This is a genomic window from Marinagarivorans algicola (assembly GCF_001292705.1).
Taxonomy (GTDB): Bacteria; Pseudomonadota; Gammaproteobacteria; order Pseudomonadales; family Cellvibrionaceae; genus Marinagarivorans; species Marinagarivorans algicola.
Map to the genome: position 1 here is coordinate 1 of NZ_LGAK01000039.1, position 18725 is coordinate 18725.

General features: G+C 45.8%; 18 protein-coding genes. 13 read left to right on the forward strand and 5 right to left on the reverse strand.

Annotation, left to right across the window (positions count from 1 at the left end; all coding sequences use genetic code 11):
• Positions 1 to 605 precede the first annotated feature (605 nt).
• Both AC438_RS16850 and AC438_RS17360 read left to right on the forward strand, forming a co-directional pair.
• Positions 606 to 758, forward strand: coding sequence for a hypothetical protein (locus AC438_RS16850; RefSeq protein WP_156312490.1), 153 nt, complete (start codon positions 606 to 608; stop codon positions 756 to 758).
• Positions 759 to 841: 83 nt separating this feature from the next.
• Complete coding sequence (locus tag AC438_RS17360) at positions 842 to 967, forward strand: hypothetical protein (protein WP_274377616.1); 126 nt, start codon at positions 842 to 844, stop codon at positions 965 to 967.
• Positions 968 to 1292: 325 nt separating this feature from the next.
• Here AC438_RS17360 and AC438_RS12575 read toward each other — a convergent pair whose 3' ends face one another.
• Together AC438_RS12575 and AC438_RS12580 are read right to left on the reverse strand one after the other, a co-directional pair.
• Positions 1293 to 1499: a hypothetical protein gene (locus AC438_RS12575; RefSeq protein WP_053981616.1), complete on the reverse strand. Its 207-nt coding sequence runs from the start codon at positions 1497 to 1499 to the stop codon at positions 1293 to 1295.
• Between the two features lie 148 nt (positions 1500 to 1647).
• Entirely contained in the window at positions 1648 to 3153 is a 1506-nt protein-coding gene (locus AC438_RS12580; protein WP_053981617.1) for a cryptochrome/photolyase family protein, read from the reverse strand.
• 200 nt (positions 3154 to 3353) lie between these two features.
• Between AC438_RS12580 and AC438_RS12585 the strand changes: the two genes are divergently transcribed.
• On the forward strand, positions 3354 to 3794 hold the full coding sequence (locus AC438_RS12585) for a DUF4124 domain-containing protein (RefSeq protein ID WP_162230739.1): 441 nt from the start codon (positions 3354 to 3356) through the stop codon (positions 3792 to 3794).
• Positions 3795 to 3845: 51 nt separating this feature from the next.
• Here AC438_RS12585 and AC438_RS12590 read toward each other — a convergent pair whose 3' ends face one another.
• On the reverse strand, positions 3846 to 4226 hold the full coding sequence (locus tag AC438_RS12590) for a PilZ domain-containing protein (RefSeq protein WP_053981619.1): 381 nt from the start codon (positions 4224 to 4226) through the stop codon (positions 3846 to 3848).
• A 354-nt stretch (positions 4227 to 4580) separates the two neighbouring features.
• On the opposite strand from AC438_RS12590, the gene AC438_RS12595 reads away from it, so the two are divergent.
• Positions 4581 to 5135 carry a chemotaxis protein CheX gene (locus AC438_RS12595; RefSeq protein WP_053981620.1) on the forward strand — a complete coding sequence of 185 codons (555 nt, stop codon included), beginning with the start codon at positions 4581 to 4583 and terminating at the stop codon, positions 5133 to 5135.
• 768 nt (positions 5136 to 5903) lie between these two features.
• Entirely contained in the window at positions 5904 to 6758 is an 855-nt protein-coding gene (locus tag AC438_RS12605; RefSeq protein WP_082354146.1) for a pirin family protein, read from the forward strand.
• Between the two features lie 66 nt (positions 6759 to 6824).
• Here the strand turns inward: AC438_RS12605 and pgi are convergent, their stop codons facing one another.
• Both pgi and AC438_RS12615 read right to left on the reverse strand, forming a co-directional pair.
• On the reverse strand, positions 6825 to 8459 hold the full coding sequence (gene pgi / locus AC438_RS12610) for a glucose-6-phosphate isomerase (RefSeq protein ID WP_053981623.1): 1635 nt from the start codon (positions 8457 to 8459) through the stop codon (positions 6825 to 6827).
• A gap of 139 nt (positions 8460 to 8598) precedes the next feature.
• Positions 8599 to 9567 (reverse strand): polyprenyl synthetase family protein, encoded by a 969-nt coding sequence (locus tag AC438_RS12615; RefSeq protein ID WP_053981624.1) that lies wholly within the window; start codon positions 9565 to 9567, stop codon positions 8599 to 8601.
• A gap of 150 nt (positions 9568 to 9717) precedes the next feature.
• Between AC438_RS12615 and AC438_RS12620 the strand changes: the two genes are divergently transcribed.
• From AC438_RS12620 to AC438_RS12655, 8 genes are all read left to right on the forward strand, one after another.
• Complete coding sequence (locus AC438_RS12620) at positions 9718 to 11340, forward strand: methyl-accepting chemotaxis protein (RefSeq protein WP_053981625.1); 1623 nt, start codon at positions 9718 to 9720, stop codon at positions 11338 to 11340.
• A gap of 491 nt (positions 11341 to 11831) precedes the next feature.
• A complete protein-coding gene (rplU, locus tag AC438_RS12625) occupies positions 11832 to 12143 on the forward strand; it encodes a 50S ribosomal protein L21 (RefSeq protein ID WP_053981626.1) in 312 nt (103 codons plus the stop codon).
• Positions 12144 to 12156: 13 nt separating this feature from the next.
• Positions 12157 to 12411, forward strand: a complete 255-nt coding sequence (gene rpmA / locus AC438_RS12630; protein ID WP_053981627.1) for a 50S ribosomal protein L27 — start codon at positions 12157 to 12159, stop codon at positions 12409 to 12411.
• A 304-nt stretch (positions 12412 to 12715) separates the two neighbouring features.
• Positions 12716 to 13921, forward strand: a complete 1206-nt coding sequence (gene cgtA / locus AC438_RS12635) for an Obg family GTPase CgtA (protein WP_053981628.1) — start codon at positions 12716 to 12718, stop codon at positions 13919 to 13921.
• Positions 13922 to 14071: 150 nt separating this feature from the next.
• On the forward strand, positions 14072 to 15223 hold the full coding sequence (gene proB, locus AC438_RS12640) for a glutamate 5-kinase (protein ID WP_053981629.1): 1152 nt from the start codon (positions 14072 to 14074) through the stop codon (positions 15221 to 15223).
• 248 nt (positions 15224 to 15471) lie between these two features.
• Positions 15472 to 16530, forward strand: coding sequence for a pyridoxal phosphate-dependent aminotransferase (locus AC438_RS12645; RefSeq protein WP_053981630.1), 1059 nt, complete (start codon positions 15472 to 15474; stop codon positions 16528 to 16530).
• A 59-nt stretch (positions 16531 to 16589) separates the two neighbouring features.
• Complete coding sequence (gene nhaD, locus AC438_RS12650) at positions 16590 to 17825, forward strand: sodium:proton antiporter NhaD (RefSeq protein ID WP_202904762.1); 1236 nt, start codon at positions 16590 to 16592, stop codon at positions 17823 to 17825.
• Between the two features lie 130 nt (positions 17826 to 17955).
• Positions 17956 to 18531: a paraquat-inducible protein A gene (locus tag AC438_RS12655; RefSeq protein ID WP_053981632.1), complete on the forward strand. Its 576-nt coding sequence runs from the start codon at positions 17956 to 17958 to the stop codon at positions 18529 to 18531.
• Positions 18532 to 18725 lie beyond the last annotated feature (194 nt).

Sequence of the window (18725 nt, forward strand, 5' to 3'; positions counted from 1 at the left end):
ATATATTGTAATTTTTTACTATTGAGAGATACCGAAATTGGCTGCTAATGAATTATTGATTAGGCCGCTTAAGCCATCGGTAAAGTCTGTCCGGCGCATCGATACTGAAACTGGATGCTTAAACGCCCAAAAAATAACCCATGAGCATCCTGCTGGGTGAAGTTTTTCAGTTTGGCTCAATAGTCACATCATTTTTAATTATGTGAAAGCTTACGTGGTGTGAATATAAATAAAGCGCTCATTCCCCACGATAAATATATACTTTATTTTTGGTATTAACATGCAGCTGCGTTTAGCCCATAAGTTTATCGTTAAGAGCGTGTGCATGAGTTGAATAGCAGTCATTTTATGGGTTGGTTAATTCGATTTTAGCTCGTTAAGTTGTAATAAAATTATTTTAATAAAAATTGACCAAGAGTAATGAGTGTATGACGATCATTTCGGTGCTTGCTGCTCAATATTAACCGTTTCGTTATGTGGCCATCGGCGCTACGGCATGTTTACTACTGGCGTGCGGCGCCGCGAGCAATAGCTCAGCTGCAAACTTCACTATCATCAAGGCTAGCTCAAGTGCTGACTTTAGCTCAGCCACTGATACGAATGCAATGTCTTCTCGCTCAGCGTCAAGCGCTAGCAACCCCGATAACATGGCTGAGCTCAAAAGTTATAGGGTATTAACGGTGCGTGTTGAGTACGCCGGTGTGCCTTTTCCACAGCAGCTTGAAGCGATGGATGCCGGTGGTACAGTACTTTACTGATAACTCATACAGTCGCGTTCTGACGTTATTGGCGACTTTAGTGAGGGAATTATTTAGATTCTTACGGCGATGATTACGATACTATGGGCGGCGGCTCGAATGGTAGTGCTGCTCTAAATGTTGAATATAAAAGGCGCTTGGGCTGGATTACCGATTCGGCTTTACATGTGGGTAAAAAATATATTGATGAGCTGGATGGGGGTATTTAGTTTAGAAACTTTACCGATGAATGAGGGCGTCTGGGATCATAACGGTTATGTTGAGGTAAAAATTGAACTTCTCCGATAATAAAATATTGATGTCAGAGTGTTTGTTACGGCGGTATTTATGCCGCGTATAAAAAGCGAGGGTTGTGTGGCTTGAACAGCGCAGAGGGTGACCGATTGACTTGCCTGAGTAAGATGGCAGTAAACTGACCGGAGCGAAATAAACGCATTTAAAAGTGCGGGGTTATTGAGCGAGCTCGATAAGAGGGGCCACTGTCACAGTGCAATGGCCCAAAACTAACGAGTAGCGTTTTTTTGCGGATCGGCCTTAGGCTTTAGCGGCAGATGCAGCTGGCGTTGCTGCTTTTAAATTTTTAGGGGCTAAGCTTTCTTGGCCACTGACGCCGGCATTAATGCGCTCGATAGCGCCGCCTGATTTTAAAAACTCGGCGGTTTGATCGGCAATGCTTTGTGATGACTCTACGGCGGCAGGTTGCTTCTTTTTACCTGCGGTTGTTCTTGGTTTACTGGCCATGATAGGTGCCCTTATCGGTTTCATTCGTAGGCATCGCAGCCCTTATTAGCCCTCCACTATACACTATTATTACACCTAGCGTTTTTGGTGGATGATTAATGGTATTTGACAGTCATTATGCTTCTTACGATTAGGATGAGTATGATATTTATTGTGCCTGATGTTCCTTGGTGGTTGCGTAAGCGTTCAATGCGGTTTCACGTGCGGTTTTATGATCGACAATAGGCATTGGATAATTTTTGCCAAGAGTCACATTGGCTGTGTTTAAAATGGGTTCTGGCGCTAGCCAAGGCGTGTGAATATATTTATTAGGCAGCGCTGCGAGCTCCGGAATGTATTGCCGGATATAGTCACCGCCGGCATCAAACTTTTCACTTTGGGTGATGGGGTTAAAAATCCTAAAGTAGGGCGCGGCATCTGCACCGCAGCCTGCAACCCACTGCCAGCCTGCAGTATTATTGGCTGGGTCGGCATCGAGCAGGGTATCCCAAAACCAGTTGGCGCCGTGCATCCAGTGAATTTGTAAATGTTTGGTTAAAAACGAAGCGACCACCATCCGTACGCGGTTATGCATCCAGCCGGTTTGCCATAGCTGGCGCATACCGGCATCGACAAGAGGGTAGCCGGTTAAACCTTGCTGCCAGCGTTTAAGATGTTGTTGTGCGGCGGCGGTTTGAGTATTTCGCCAAGGAAAGTGAGCGAATGCAGGCTTAAAAGGTGCCTGGGTAATATGCGGGTAATGATGTAATAAATAATAGCTAAAGTCTCGCCATACCAGTTGCCGTAAAAATGACTGAGCCTCACCTTGCGGCCAGGCTTGGCTCACGTACTGCCATAAAAAGCGCGGGCTAATTTCGCCAAAACGCAGATGCGCGGCAAGGCACGATGTACCATCAACACTGGGTGTATCGCGATCATCGGTGTATTGGTTTAGGGTATTTACGACATGCTGCAAGCGCTGGTGTGCACCTTGTTCGCCAGGGGTCCAGTGCTGGGCAAAATCTTTTGCCCAATTAGGGGTTGTGGGCAGCCAGCCGAGGGACTCTAGGGTGCTTTGGGCGCACACGTTGTGGGATTTCCACTGTGCTTTTTTTAGCAGTGTTTGCGTATCGAGCACCGCTGGCTGCCCCATGACGGCCAAGCACGCGCGGTAATAAGGCGTAAACACTTGAAACGGGTTCCCTTGCTTATTCAAAATGCCGGCAGGCAAGTTGAGCAGCTGCCCGCCAAATTGTTTGCAAGTAATGCCTTGTTCTTGCGCTTGTATATTCAGTTGCTTTTGCTGCTTTTGCAGCCAAGGCTCATGGCTATGACTAAAATGAATATACTGGCACTGGTATTTTTGTGCCAGCGCAACAAGGCTTTGTGGTTCACCTTGATGAATCAGTAGTTCACCACCGAGCTGCCTAATTTGCTGATTGAGCGCGCTCAGGCTGTAATGTAACCACCACAAAGCTGCACCTGTAGCTTGAGCTTCGAGCACAGCCTTTTGGTTGAGAGTGTGAGCATCGGCCCCTGAGCGCGTTGCTTGGTGTTGCGCATGGGGCGGCGCAAGATAAACCGGTAGTATATCTTCGCCTCTTTCTAGTGCTGCGTGCAAAGCCGCTTGATCATGCAGGCGTAAATCGTGGGTAAACCAGACAAGTGTAGTCATGGGTGTTTGTTTCCGAGGAGTAATCCAAGCGGTATATACTTAAACAACGGTGAATTGGATGAGTAGCGCAAAAAACGCTAATGGAGGCGAAGGTGAAAGGGTTATGGGTTAAGTTAATAATGCTTGGGTGCATTGGCGTAGGAATCATTCATTATATGATATACATTAAAACAGGTAGTAGCCCGCTTAAAGGTTTACACATGACGTGGCCGGCGATGCCATGGTTGGCTGATTTTAGCTTTTCAGACCTGTCATTACCTGAGATACGCCCTACATTGACCGACCAATTAACCGATGAAGAAGCTCAAGCGGCCAAGGTGTATAAGTGGGTTGATGCGCAAGGTGTGATTAATTATACCCAGTACAAGCCCGATGAAATAACAGCAAAAGCGCTGAATATTACCGAGCTAATGGTCGACCCTAATACTAATATTATTCAAGCCGGTATTATTCAAGCGGATACTGTTCAAGCCGAGGCGGCCTCATCAGCTGCCAGTAGTCAAGCCATAAAAGCGGCCCCGACCCCAGCGGTGACGTTATTGCCCGACCCTCATAATGTTAAAAAACTCATAAATGATGCAAAGGGTGTACAGGCGTTAATGGATGCTCGTGCGGAGCAGTTTAAGCACGTTGAGCAATAGCTTTTCTTGGTGCAGTATTTCTCGATGCCATAGCGCGCGATAGTGATAGCGCTATGGCATGTCTGCTCTTAACACAAGTTCTGACAAGACGCGCTCGGAAGCATGAGGATCTTCAATGTTTGATTCGATAAGCTTTCTTAGGTGCGTGATAGAGTCCATATCGATACTGGTACAGTGTAGACCGAGCGCACGATGACTGCTGTGTACTAGGGCTGCCTGCATCGAAATAGCCAGCTCCGGCGATAAAATGATTTTGACACTGCAAGGCATATCGCTGCGTAAATGATAGTGCTCGGGTGTTTTGGCGAGTAAACCATTGAGTGAAATATCAATAAGCTCGGTAATAAAGCTTTTATTGCCTTGACTGATAATCGCCTGAGCTTCGAAGGTGACACGGCTGTATTGGCGGCGCTCTTCTTGTTGCGATGACATACTTACTCCTGTTGACAATCAGTCGTTGGATTTTCACTTCAGGGCTATCATTTGTGCCCGAGCCACTACTGATATTAGCGGAGGTATTGCTCGCTTGCCGATAAAAGTCTCTGTTTCGGTATGATGTGCATGGCTATATTCTTGTTTGTTGTTGCACCTTCGAGTTAAGGAATATTTGGTTATATTTTGATGATTAAAGTTTCGCTCTGAATTGCTTTTGCTACGCTTTAACTGGAATGTTAATGATTGATGCCAATTCCTTTAAAAATAGCGCTCAAGTTAATCAATACTTTGGTGTTGTTAATTTGGTGTTGTTAATAGGACGATGCTTGGACGAAACGAGAGAATTAAAATATGAAAAATACGAATAGCGCAGTACGTGAGGTTGTGGAGTCATTATTTGAAACCGCCATGATCGATGTCTTCTCGCCGGTTGGCTTGGCGCTTAATGGTGTGATTGATGATGCGTCGTCATGCTCTAAGCAAGTCATCGGTGACAGCGTACTGTCGGTGCTTAGTGCATCGGGTAACGGAATACAAATATTATGTTCCATTAATGCTGGTTTTAGTACCTTAGAGGCTTTATATCCTATGGGTAAAAATCCCAGTAGCGATGAGCTACGAGATTGGTGCGGCGAGTTAAATAACCAGATTGTTGGCGCAGCAAAAAACCAAATGTTGGCTTACGACTGTAAAGTACTTATGGGCTTACCCACCTTAATTCAAGGGGAGAACCTCGCAAGTGTTAACTCTAGTGATGCTCTAATCAGCAAACGAACATTTTTATCAGCCGAAGGAGAAATTATTACCTATTTAAGTACGGTTATCGAGCCTGGATTTACAATTCTTGATACACCGGATGAGTCATTAACAGGTCTAACTCAAGGTGGCGAATTAGATTTTTTCTAGCAGTTTAATGACTAGGATGCTTAAAACTTCGGTTAATTTTTATTTTTAAGCATCCTAGTTATTGCGGCTAAGTCGAAATTTAATCATTGCTACCTAATCTTCATACTAATAAGCGGCATCTGTATACGCCGAGCTAGTAAAAACCACATGAGCGCTACGCAAACCGCTGCCTATCAACTGAGTTAACCCATAATAAAATTCATAGTAATCCCCTTAAGAGCCTCTGTCTTTTAGCAGGGGCTTCTTTGTGCTATTGCAAAGAATTATCTCATCTATTACTTCATCTTTACCTATGCCCCCTATTTATATTCCGCACCTGCATGGGCGCAAAGGCTGCCTGTGCTCTAGCGCGCGGCGCATTTGCCCAGTTTATATCTATTTTTTTGATGTTTATGATGAAGTAATTAAATCATTGCCAGCGGCTATAACCTTTACACTAGCGCCATATTCGCTGGGCGCTAGCTTAAAAGTTTGTAACTATTCAGCCAAGCTGAAAAAACTCACCTGATAGGGTACTGATGGGTTATTTTCTGGGCATTTAAGCGCCGGGAGTGCTTATATAGCGCCCATGGATGGCTTGAGCGGCCCAGACAATGATTCATTAGTGCCCAATTTCGGTACCTCTGATCTGAATAGTTACAAAAGTTTAAAGTGCGCAGTATAAAAACCGTTGGTTGACAGGCATTGAGCTTAAACATATTGAGCTTAAAAACAGTCAGTTAAAAACAGTCAGTTAAAAACAGTCAGTTAAGGGGGGTGTGTGTGACTATCCGTAATATTGTAGAAGTGATTCAAGCAAGGCAGGCTTCAGATGGTGATGGCGTTAAGTTACTGAGGGTTTTTGGTGGACGAGGACCTGAGCGTTTTGATCCGTTTTTAATGCTCGATGAATTTGGCTCTCAAGAGGCCTCTGATTATATCGGTGGGTTTCCCTCTCATCCGCATCGTGGCTTTGAGACTGTTACTTATATGCTAGAGGGCAAAATGGAGCATAGAGACCACATGGGGAATGTTGGCTTGCTTGGTGACGGCGATGTGCAGTGGATGAGTGCGGCAGGCGGTATTATTCACTCCGAGATGCCAAAGCAAACTCAAGGGCGCATGCGAGGGTTTCAGTTATGGGTAAATTTGCCTGCTAGTCAAAAAATGCGCCCAGCGAGTTATAGTGATGTAAAAGCGGCAGATATTCCGGAGTATGCACTCGATGGCATCACCATCAAAGCGATCGCTGGCGTCACGACGGTTAATAATTATAAGGTCATTGGTTATTTTACCGAGGTCGATACTCAACCTATTTATTTAGATGTGCGTTTGGCTGCGGGGCAAACCATGACGCTGCCTGCAAGCGCAGAGCATACAGCGTTGGTGTATGTCTTTGAAGGCTGCGTCACTATCGGTGAAGGCGATGCCCGTCTTAGCTCTCAGCACCTTGCTAGGCTTGAGGATAGCGGCGACATTGTTATTGTTAATACAGCGCAAAAAGCAGCGCGTTTATTGGTGCTGGTGGCCAAGCCACTGCATGAGCCCATTGTGCAGTACGGCCCGTTTGTCATGAATACCCAGGCGCAAATAGAGCAGGCTTTAGCCGATTACCGCAGTGGTACTTTAGGGGTGGCTCGCTGAGCACTTAATGGGGCGCATAAAAAAGGGAAGGCTAAGCCTTCCTTTTTTGTATCGCGTTACTGACTTTTATTTGTTGGCTTCACAAAAGCGTTCAATCAAGCGCGCGGTAGAGGAGTCCCAGTCGCCAGGCACATCGGTGGTCTCGATGGCATCATTCACATGATTACCCAGCAATTTGCCCAGCTCTACACCCCATTGATCAAACGAGTTAATATTAGACAAAATACCAATGGTAAATACCTTATGCTCATACGCCGCAATCAATGCGCCTAATGTTTCTGGTGATAAGGTTTCCATAAGTAAGGTATTACTTGGGCGGCTGCCAGGATGTACTTTGTGCTCGGCTAGGCGCTCGATTTCGTCTTCACTGGTACCTGCAGCACGTAGTTCAGCTTTGGTGGTTTCTAAGTCGCGGCCGGTTAATAGTGCTTGGCTTTGAGCAACACAATTAGCAAACAGCAAGCGATGCTGATGATCGAGAGGGTGATGCGCTTTAAGTGTTGCAATAAAGTCGATAGGCATTAATACCGTACCTTGGTGCAACAGTTGGTGGAACGAGTGTTGACCATTAGTGCCTTCGGTGCCCCAGACGACAGAGCCTGTTGAGTAGTCTACGCGATCGCCTTCGCGAGTGACGCTTTTGCCGTTGCTTTCCATCTCAAGCTGTTGCAAATAAGCCGGCAACATTTGCATATGATAGGCATAGGGTAAAACCGCTTGTGCTGTGGTATCAAAAAATTGCGTGTACCAAAAAACCATCATACCCATTAATGCGGGTAAGTTTTTTTCGAGTGGGGCGTCGGCAAAGTGCTTGTCCATTGCATAAGCGCCGGCGCGCAACGCATTAAAGTTATCCATCCCTACAGCAAAGGCAATAGGTAAACCAATGGCTGACCACAATGAATAACGGCCACCCACCCAATCCCAGATGGGATAAACATTTTCGGCAGCAATGCCAAAGTCTACGGCCTTATCCACTTTTGATGAGATTGCAATAAAATGCTTAGCAAGTTCATTTTCTGCGCAGCCACCGGCTAGCATCCAGCGGCGTGCAGTTAAGGCGTTTTCGAGGGTTTCTTGGGTTGAAAATGACTTAGAAGCGACAATAAACAGCGTCGTAGCTGGGTTTAAGCTATTGGTTAAGTCATGAATTTCTGCGCCGTCAACGTTGGCAACAAAGTGTAAATTGACGTGCCCAGTATGATAAGGGGTTAATGCTTTTGTGACCATGCGTGGCCCGAGATCGGACCCACCAATACCAATATTCACAACGTCGGTAATAGCTTCGCCTTTAAAGCCTTTCCACTCTTTGCTATGCACTCTGGCAACCAGTTTCTCCATGCGTGCAAGTGTTTCTTGTACCGATTTATGCGCGTCATTTTCGGGCTGACCAATATGGCGCAGCGCCGAGTGCAATGCTGGGCGGTCTTCGGTATTGTTGACGTGCTCACCTTTAAAAATGCGGCTGATTGCGCCTTTAAGGTCGGCTTGCTCGGCAAGCTTAACGAGTTCAGCAAGGATGTCGGTTGAAATATGATTTTTAGAAAAGTCCAAATCAAGGCCGGCTGCACTGGCGCTAAAGCGTTCTGCGCGAGTGCTATCTTGTTCGAATAACTCGGTTAAGTGACGTTTGCTAATTTGCGCTTGAAGTTTTTCTAAAGCGCTCCAGTTACTGTAGGTATTGGCTAAAGCATTGGGCATATGACCCCCTTATTAGGTTGACCTTTTGGGTGTTGAAAAGCTGCATTAATGATTGTGTATTCAGCGTATTTGATAAATGTGGCTAAAGTCACGTTTATAGATCATAGCGTTAATCTGGCAAGATCCAATGATTGGATCTTTAGTGGCTTCTGGCTACCGCAAATTGTGCCAAACTGGCCATGGCTTGGGTAAAGCTATTGCTGGGTAAGTTAGCCAAAGCCTGCTCTGCCTTGTGGGCGTGATTTTTTGCAGCTTGGTGAGTGTAATCTAATGCACCACAATTTTTCACAATGGTGACAATCGAAGCTAATGCACTGGCATCGCCTGCGCTAACGGCTTTGCGAATCAGTGCTTGCTCATGCGCCGGGGCATGCTCCATGGCATAAATCAGCGGTAGCGTAGGCTTGCCTTCGGCCAGATCATCGCCGACGTTTTTACCCAGTGTTTCGCTATCGCCTTCGTAATCGAGCGCATCATCAATTAACTGAAATGCCATGCCTAAATGATGACCAAAATCGAAGGCGGCTTGTCGTTGTGTCTGTGTTGCACCGGCAAGAATAGCCGCTGACTCACAAGCAGCCTCAAACAGTGCGCTGGTTTTTTTGTGAATTACGGTTAAGTAATTGGCTTCGCTGACGCTTGGATCTTTAGCGTTAACCAGTTGTTGTACTTCCCCTTCAGAAATGATGTTTGTGGTGTTTGACAGAATCTCCATAATGGGCATGCTGCCGAGTTTGACTAGCATTTGGAAAGCACGTGAGTATAAAAAGTCGCCCACCAAAACCGCCGGGGCATTACCCCATTGGGCATTGGCAGTTAGGCGGCTGCGGCGCATATCCGATACATCAACGACGTCATCGTGTAATAAAGTGGCGGTATGAATAAATTCAATGATAGCGGCAAGCGAATGCATTCGAGTGCTATCGCCTTTAAAGTGCAAGGCATTAGCAGTGAGTAAAACTAATATTGGGCGCAAGCGTTTACCGCCGGAGTCTACAATATAGTGACCAATGTTCTCAACCAAACCTACATCAGAGTGTAATTGATTAATAATCAAGCGGTTGGTGGCGTCAAAATCGGATTCAACAGGCGTTAAAAATGGCAACATGGCCAGCGGGCCCCTTTGGCTGTTGGCAAATGGGGTGAGATGCTAGGGGGCGGGGGAGTAACTGTCAAGTAATCCGGCGGGCATTATGGAGGTTTATAGCTACACTTAGCTTAATGTATTGATTCCATTTATGAAGGAGAGGTTCTCGTTATGTTGCAAACAATACAGGCCAAGGTAATCGCCCTATTGGCCGCCTTTTTTTTGCTGCAAGGGCTTGTGCTAATAGTGATTGGTGCCAAGTTAAGTGGTGTTTCTGCTGAATATCGCCATATGATCGAGTTTGAATTACAGCAGCAGCGGCGCATCGATACGTTAAATTTAGCCTTTAAAACACAAGTTCAAGAATGGAAAAACACGCTTTTAAGAGGTCATACACAAAAGGATTTTGATCAATACTGGGGGCGCTTTGAAGCTCGACAGCGAGAGATTCAGGCCTTGGTTCAAAGCTTAGCGACCGGTATTACCGATACTGAAACGGCCAAAACGATTCAGCAGTTTGGGCGTGTGCATGCCGATATTTTTGCCCAATATCAGCAAGGTGCTGAGGTTTATCAGGCGCTAGCGTTTGATTTCAAAGCGGCTGATCGTTTAGTTAGAGGGCTTGATCGCGAGCCTAGTCAATTACTCGAGTCATTGGCTAGTCAGATTAATGCGAGCGTACTCAGTGACACTCAAGCGCTGAATGCCTCGAGCGATACGCTAACAACGATGGTTTATACATTTATTGTGATGATGTCTTTGAGTGCTTGCATTTTGCTTGCATTATTTATCAAAGTTGTCTTGGTACGGCCGGTCTTAAAACTAAAAACATCTGTAGATAGCATGGCCAGCGGAGATTTCTCACAAGCTATAAGAGCCGGTGGTCGCGACGAGGTGGGACGCTTATCTAAAAGCCTTAATGATATGCGCATAGAGTTATGCAGCATGCTGGGAGTGATGGTTGGGGCTTCTCATCGGCTAACAGATTCGGCAGGGGTATTAACCCGTGCAGCGCAGGGGATTGACGATGATACGCATCATGCGCAAGATCATGCTGGGCAAATTGCTGCCGCCATGACACAAATGAGTGCCTCAATCGCGGAAGTGGCGAGTAATGCCTCGGTAGCTGCCGATGCGACAGATCAGGCTAACCAAGGCGCTGGCGAGGGGATGCGCATTATGGAAGAGGCCATAGTGGCAATTTCAGCCGTTGCCGATGAGGTGGTTAAAATATCTGCTGATATGACTCGCTTAGAGCAAAACACCACCAGTGTTGGCGCGGTACTCGATGTGATTAAGGGTATTGCAGAGCAAACGAATCTACTGGCGCTTAATGCGGCCATTGAAGCTGCCCGTGCTGGTGAGCAGGGGCGTGGCTTTGCCGTGGTGGCCGACGAAGTACGAGCACTGGCTAAGCGCACGCAGGAGTCAACGGAAGAAATACACCATATTATTGAAGCTGTTCAAAATGGTGCTAAAGCCGCCGCAAGAGGGATGGATGCGGGTAATCAAAAAACAGAGCACGCAGTATCATTGGCGCGCGATGCCGGAGATGCGATTCGTAAAATCGTTAACCAAATTGATCGTGTTCAGGGTATGAGTTCGCAAATAGCGACTGCCGCAGAAGAGCAATCGGCCGCGACAGAAGAGATCAATCGCAATGTAGTCAATATGACTAACCTCTCTGAAAAAGCCCACGAAAGCGCAGCAAATACACATAGCATCGCCACGGGGCTCGGTGGTATTGCCGGAGAATTGCATGGTATGGTGGTGAAATTCACGCTACCGAATTAACGGCACAGTTGAGTGCAAACTGTACGTTTGAAGGCCAATACCAAAAAGCAGTTTTTATATGCCTACTGCACTGGGGTTAGTATCATTTGTTGTGTCTTTAGCGCGCTCTTGCCAGATATGTCCTTGGTAATGTGCAAATACCTGCAAAAAAAAGTGGTTAAAGCTTGCTCAGCTTGCACATATTGCGTAAAATTCGCGCCCATTTTGCGGGCTTTATAAGCTCTATTCTTGAAGATATCACTTTATCGGTCATATACCTCATAAAGTGTTTTTTAAGAACGATGTTCTCGATATGGGTTTGTTACGCTTTTGTATAAACCTGTTTATTAAGACGCTAAGTAAAGTACGTAAAAAAGCAAACGACGCAAGCTTTGTACCGCGCAACCATGGGGGTTGCAGGTTTAAACTCGGCTTTATTGGCCGCCTCAGTACTGAGTGCGATTATATAGAGCAAAGTGCTTCGCGACGTCCACACTACTGGAGCATATGTAATGTACGCAGTAATTGTATCTGGCGGTAAACAACACCGTGTAGAAGAGGGCGAAGTTTTACGCCTAGAAAAAATTGAAGCCGAAACCGGTGCAACTATTTCTTTCGACCAAGTGTTGATGGTTGCAAACGGCGATGACGTTAAAGTAGGTACTCCTGTTGTTAGCGGCGCGACTGTTGAAGCAGAAGTTGTTGCGCATGGTCGTGGTGATAAAGTCACTATCATCAAATTCCGTCGTCGCAAGCACTCTATGAAGCGTCAAGGTCATCGTCAGTGGTATACAGAAGTTAAAATCACTGGAATCAAAGGTTAAGAGGGTATAGACAATGGCTCATAAAAAAGCTGGTGGTAGTACGCGTAACGGACGCGATTCCGAGAGTAAGCGCTTAGGTGTTAAACTTTTTGGTGGTCAAGCGGTAGTTGCGGGCAATATTCTTGTTCGTCAGCGCGGCACTCAATTTCACCCAGGTGAGAACGTAGGTATCGGTAAAGACCATACTTTGTTCGCTAAAACTGACGGTGCTGTGAAGTTTGAGATCAAAGGTCCTAAAAATCGTCGTTTTGTAAGCATTGTTGCTTAATTAAAAAACGCTCGGTGAGTAAGATCTAAGGCCCCGTCTAGTGATGGGGCTTTTTTGTTTGTGTATTATGTTTAATGTGCTGGTTAGGTGCATGAGCGTAAATGCATTATTTATTGCTAAAACACTTGCCTTGTTGGTCGATATTATGTGATCGGGTATCGCTAGTCATGATATGACGGGTCATTAATCGTTCATAAAATGCAGTTATTGAAGCTATCAAGTACTTTAGCAATGATTGATGCTGTGATTGTAGAAAGCGCATTGGCGCTTTGAGTGTTAATCTTTTTTTTATAGGTAAAGTGGTATGAAGTTTGTTGATGAAGCCCCCATTTTTGTGCAAGCTGGTAAAGGCGGTAACGGCTGTTGTAGTTTTAGGCGTGAAAAGTATATTGCCAAAGGCGGCCCCGATGGCGGTGATGGCGGTGATGGCGGTTCGGTATATCTCGAGGCGGACGAGAATTTAAATACGCTAGTGGATTACCGCTTTACTAAAAAATTCTTTGCTCAAAACGGTGAAGGCGGGCGCGGTACCAATTGTACTGGGCAAAAAGGAGACGACTTAATTTTGCCGGTACCCATTGGGACCTCGGTTATTGATGAGGAAACCGGTGATGTGCTCGGTGATTTGACTGAAGTGGGTCAGCAAATGCTGGTGGCTAAAGCGGGCTGGCATGGGTTAGGTAACACTCGCTTTAAATCGAGTGTGAATCGCGCACCTCGTCAAATTACAGAGGGTACCGAAGGCGAAGCACGTAGTATTAAGCTCGAACTCAAGGTGTTGGCTGATGCGGGTATGTTGGGGTTGCCGAATGCGGGTAAATCGACGTTTATTCGCGCCGTATCAGCGGCCGAGCCCAAAGTGGCCGACTACCCTTTTACAACATTAGTGCCTAGTTTAGGTGTGGTCAAAATCAATAAGTATCGCAGCTTCGTTGTGGCTGATATTCCAGGGTTAATCGAAGGGGCGTCAGATGGCGCAGGTTTGGGGATTCGTTTCTTAAAGCACTTAACGCGTTGCCGTGTATTATTACACCTCGTCGATATTTACCCCATTGATGGCTCAGACCCCATTGATAACGCGATCAGCATTACACGCGAGTTAGAGCGCTTTAGCCCTACATTAGCCAAACGCGAGCGCTGGTTGATCTTGAATAAAGCAGATTTGCTGGATGAAGCGGAGCTTGAAAGCCGCAAGCAAAACATTATCGAGGCGCTCGATTGGACCGGCCCTGTGTATGTGATTTCGGCGGTTAATCGACAAGGTACCGATGTTTTATGTGGCGAATTACTTAACTACCTCGAAGAGGTATGGGAAATCGAACGCGCCGATCCCGAAAAAGCAGCAGCTGAGCAAGTGTTACAGTCGAAGATGCAGCGTGAGGCACGAGAGCATATTCAAGCCCTACGCGAGAAACATCATGCGGCACGCAAAGCTATCCGTGAAGCCAAAAAAGAAGACGATGACTTTGATGACGATGATTATGATGTCGAAGTCACTTACGCACCCTAAGTCATCGATTCGGTGTGATAGGGTGCTGTATAAGCACCATGGCCGAGCAGGCGCGCTGTATTGTAGGTTTTGATTTAGCCAGAAAACCCTATACCCCATGCCGCTTGATACTTATCAATGCGCAGTTAACCCGCTGAATATGGTGACCCGGTGAATAATAAACATCGTCCCGATACCCCACATTTATCACGCCAACGCATAAAGCAAAGCCGTCGCTGGGTGGTTAAAATTGGCAGTGCATTACTGACTAATGACGGTACGGGTTTGGCGCGTGAGCGTATAGAAGAGTGGGGTTGCCAAATAGCCGCACTGATTAAGGCTGACTATGAGGTGGTGCTGGTTTCTTCGGGAGCTGTTGCTGCAGGCATGACGCGCTTAGGCTGGACGACACGCCCATCGTCTATTCATGCGCTGCAAGCCGCTGCAGCAGTGGGGCAGGCGGGCCTGATTCAAGCTTATGAAGCGGTTTTTTCACAGTACGGGATCACTACGGCTCAGGTACTGCTCGATCATGATGATTTTTCTAATCGCCAGCGCTATTTGAATGCCCGCACAACTTTAAAAACACTAATCGCTATGGGTGTTGTCCCTATTGTTAACGAAAACGATACTGTGGTGACTGATGAAATTCGTTTTGGTGATAATGATACTTTAGGTGCGCTAGTCGCCAATTGTATTGAGGCTGATAGTCTGATGTTGCTTACAGATCAAGCCGGTATGTTTGATGCCGATCCACGCGCTAACCCCAAGGCTAAAATCATTACTGAGTGTTGTGCTCGCGATGCTGGTTTAGATACGAAAGCGGGTGGCGGTGGTTTACTGGGTACTGGTGGTATGCAAACCAAAGTACGCGCTGCCCGATTGGCAGCTAGATCGGGTGCTGATACCGTTATTGTCGGTGGTCGCTTGCCTAATATTATTACTCAAGTGGCTGCTGGCGAGCCTTTGGGTACATTGCTATATGCTGAGCAGGCTCCTATTGCTGCCCGCAAAAGCTGGCTTGCCGGGCATTTACAAGCGCGAGGCGAGCTCACTTTAGATGCTGGTGCGGTGACAGTACTGCGTGAGCAAGGTAAGAGCTTGCTGCCTGTTGGCGTTAAACATGTTAAAGGCTTTTTTACTAAGGGTGAGCTTGTTATTTGCCTTGACGACAAAGGGCATGAGGTGGCGCGTGGTTTGGTGAATTATAGCAGTGACGAGGCGAGTAAAATCATGGGCAAAACCAGTTCAGATATTGCTTTACTCTTGGGTTATAGCGATTTTGATGAATTAATTCATCGCGATAATTTAGTATTAGTTTAAGCGTTTAATATTAGCTTGATTGTGAGTGGGTATTGAGCGAATCTCTGTTTATATATGTTGTGTACTAATGCCATTTTCATTTTTCTTATTTTTGTTATGTAGCGAGTCAGAGGGGTCCCGTTAAGGCGCTCCCAGATGATCGACGAGATCGTTTTAGTGCTGACGATTGCATATCCCTATTAGTTTCTACTCAGTGAGGCCTACCCGTTAGGCTGAATCTTTTTTATCTCTTTCGACGGAGGAGCCCTGTGGCTACTTTTAAAAAACATATTCACGCGATGAGCGCCTACAAGCCCCCTCTTGATGGTCGTGATCCTGCAAGCCATCTATTGCTCGATTTTAATGAGCGCACGCTACCGGTGAGTGAAGCGGTCACGCAAGCGCTTGTTGAATATATTCATGCGGGCCGCTTGCAGATGTATCCGGCTTATGCTGATGTCGAGACCGTTATTGCAGAGTATTGTGGTGTGAAAGCTGAGCAGGTCATGATTACCAATGGGTCTGACCAGGGAATTGATTTAATTATTCGCGCATCGTGTAGCCCTGGTGATGAAGCCATTATTCCTAGCCCCAGTTTTGCTATGTATCACCAGTGTGCAAAAGTCGAAAACCTGACTGTTATTGAGCCAACGTACACATTAAGTGAAGGGTTTCCTCTGGCTGGCATACTTAAGGCGATTACCTCCAAAACGCGTATCATTTGCGTTGCTAACCCGAATAACCCTTGTGGCACAGGTGTTAGTCGTGAGGCTATTGCACAAATATTAGCGGCCGCACCACACGCTACGTTGCTCATTGATGAATGCTATTTTGAATATTCTGGTTTGACCGTATGTGATTGGGTTGAGCAATATTCCAACTTAGTGATTACCCGAACCTTTTCAAAAACTTGGGGCTTACCTTCTTTGCGTCTAGGCTTTGTCGTGAGTTGCCGTGAAAATATTCAAGCGCTGTTAAACGTGCGAGGCCCTTACGACATTAATCAGCTAGCGATTGTTGCGATTCGTGCAGCCCTTAAAAATCCAGCGTATACACACGATTATGTCGCCGAAGTCATGCAAAAAGCCAAGCCTGCGCTGGAGCAATTTTTAACATGTCACCACATTACATTCTGGCCTAGCAGTGCGAATTATATTTGGTGTTTTCCACCCAACCCTAAAGCGCTTAATGAGGCTTTAGCCGCTGCGGGAATATTGGTACGCCCTAAGCCCAACGCACAAGGTGAAATTGGGCTTAGAGTGACGATAGGCACTGTGGCGCAAACCGAGCGAGCTATGGCTGTTTTCAAGCAGCATTTAGGCGTATAAATAGGTACGCTTTGCGTATCTGCTGGACTTGTTTTTAATTTTTAAGTGATTAAGTAATTATGGAAACCATCATTATTGTGCTGGCTTTGTTGGCGCTTTTAGGTATTGCCTTTGAAGAGGTTATCCATCTCAATAAAGCGAAAAGTACATTGTTTTTGGGGTGTTTGAGTTGGTGCGTATTGTTTATTTTCGCCTCACAAAATGGTCGCCTTGAGCACACCAAAGAAATGCTCAATGAAAATTTATTAGATATCGCCTCTTTGTGGTTATTTTTAATGGCTACAATGACCTTTGTGGCTTATCTAAATGCCCGAGGTTTAGTGGGCGATGTTGTGAGTCGCGTATTACCCGGTGAATTAACCCTGAGGCAGCTGACTTTACTGCTGGCAGTATTTGCCGTCATTTTATCAATGCTTTGCGATAATATTACAGCCACCTTAGTGACGCTCGGTGTGGTGCAGGCGTTTAAATTAGAGGTTAAAGAGCGAGTTAAGTTGTGTGTGTTGGTGGTGTTTGCGGTTAACTCCGGTGGCGTTATTTTAATCACCGGTGACGTGACAACGCTTATGATTTTTAGTGCAGGACACGTCACCATTGCCGAGCTCTTAGCCTTGGCGGCGCCGACATTAGTGGGTGTTGCAGTATTGGCTGTCTTGATGAGTATTGGGCGTAGCCGGCGTGTGGTGGCCGAAGTTAACGCGCACACGATTGAGCCATTAGATGTTGTGATTGCCGGCCTGTTTTTTAGTACAATCGTATGCACAATGGTGTTTAATATATTTTTTGGTATGCCACCGGTGCTTACTTTTTTAATGGGGCTTTCGGTGATGTTTTTGATTGGCGGCGTGGTGAATAAATACCACCAAGAAGTGCATTTGCTGGAATATGTACGCCAAATTCAATTCGACACATTAATGTTCTTTTTAGGTATTTTATTAATTGTTGGCGCGCTAAAAGAAGTGGGCATTTTACTGTGGGTGACGGATTTTTATTTTGCAGTAGATCCTAATATTTCTAGCTTTGCTATGGGTGCGCTGTCTTCGTTTTTAGATAACGTACCGTTAACGGCGGCTTTACTTAAAGCCGAACCTAATTTGTCAAATCCTCAGTGGTTGGCATTAACCTATGCAGTTGGTGTAGGTGGCTCTTTGTTGGTTATTGGCTCAGCTGCAGGTATTGTTGCCATGAGCAAAATGCGTGAGCTCACCTTTATGCAATATGGAAAATATATTCCGCAGTTACTGATCGCGTATACTGCCGGTTATATTGCAACACTATTGCTGTTAGCAGAGTAATATTTGGTTAACCGGGATCATTAGCGGGCAGGTCATCATGCATAAACACTGACGACAAGGAGACGTACTCTGTGTTTATGCATGATGACCTGCTCTATTTAACGATATTTTATAGATAATAGAGGTGTTTATGTCTGAATTACCTAGCCCTTTGGTTCAGTCTGGCGAGCTGGAGCGAGCTTTACAGCAGGGCCCGCAGCGGTATCAAAATTGGCAGCGCAATACTGCTGCTTTAGTCTTAATTCTATTATCTTTGGTGATGCTATACCCCGGTTTAACACAGCCCATGATGAACTTAACCATTGAGGCCTCTTTGCCATTAATTGGACGTATGGAATTTTACAATCAAACACAAAGTATTATGCAATCGGTACGGTCTTTATTTGATAGCGGCAACCAAACGGTAGCCATACTCATTTTATTATTTAGTGTGATTGTACCTTTGCTTAAAGCTATTTTTTTATTGCTGGCATTTACCTTACCGATGCCGGATGTGCGCTATTATTTACATAAGTTGGTTTTAATCATCAGCAAGTGGTCTATGGCTGATGTCTTTGTTGTAGGCATTTTTATGGCCTATATGGCGGGTCAAGCACATCCCAGTGCCACGGCTAGCTTACATAATGGATTTTATTATTTTACAGCTTATTGTATCTTGTCTATTTTAGGCGCACAGCTGATGCGCATTGAGCGCAGGCCTTCGTGATTGTATAGCGATTGTATAGCAAGCCCCTTGCGGGGCTCTATAGCGTCTAAGTTATACTTTTTTGTAACTATTCAGCCGAACCCAAAATAACCTCTCAGCAGGGTGCTGATGGGTTATTTCCTAGGCATTTAAGCACCGGGAGCGCTTATATAGCGACCATGGATGGCTTGAGCGGCCCAGTAAATGATTCATTA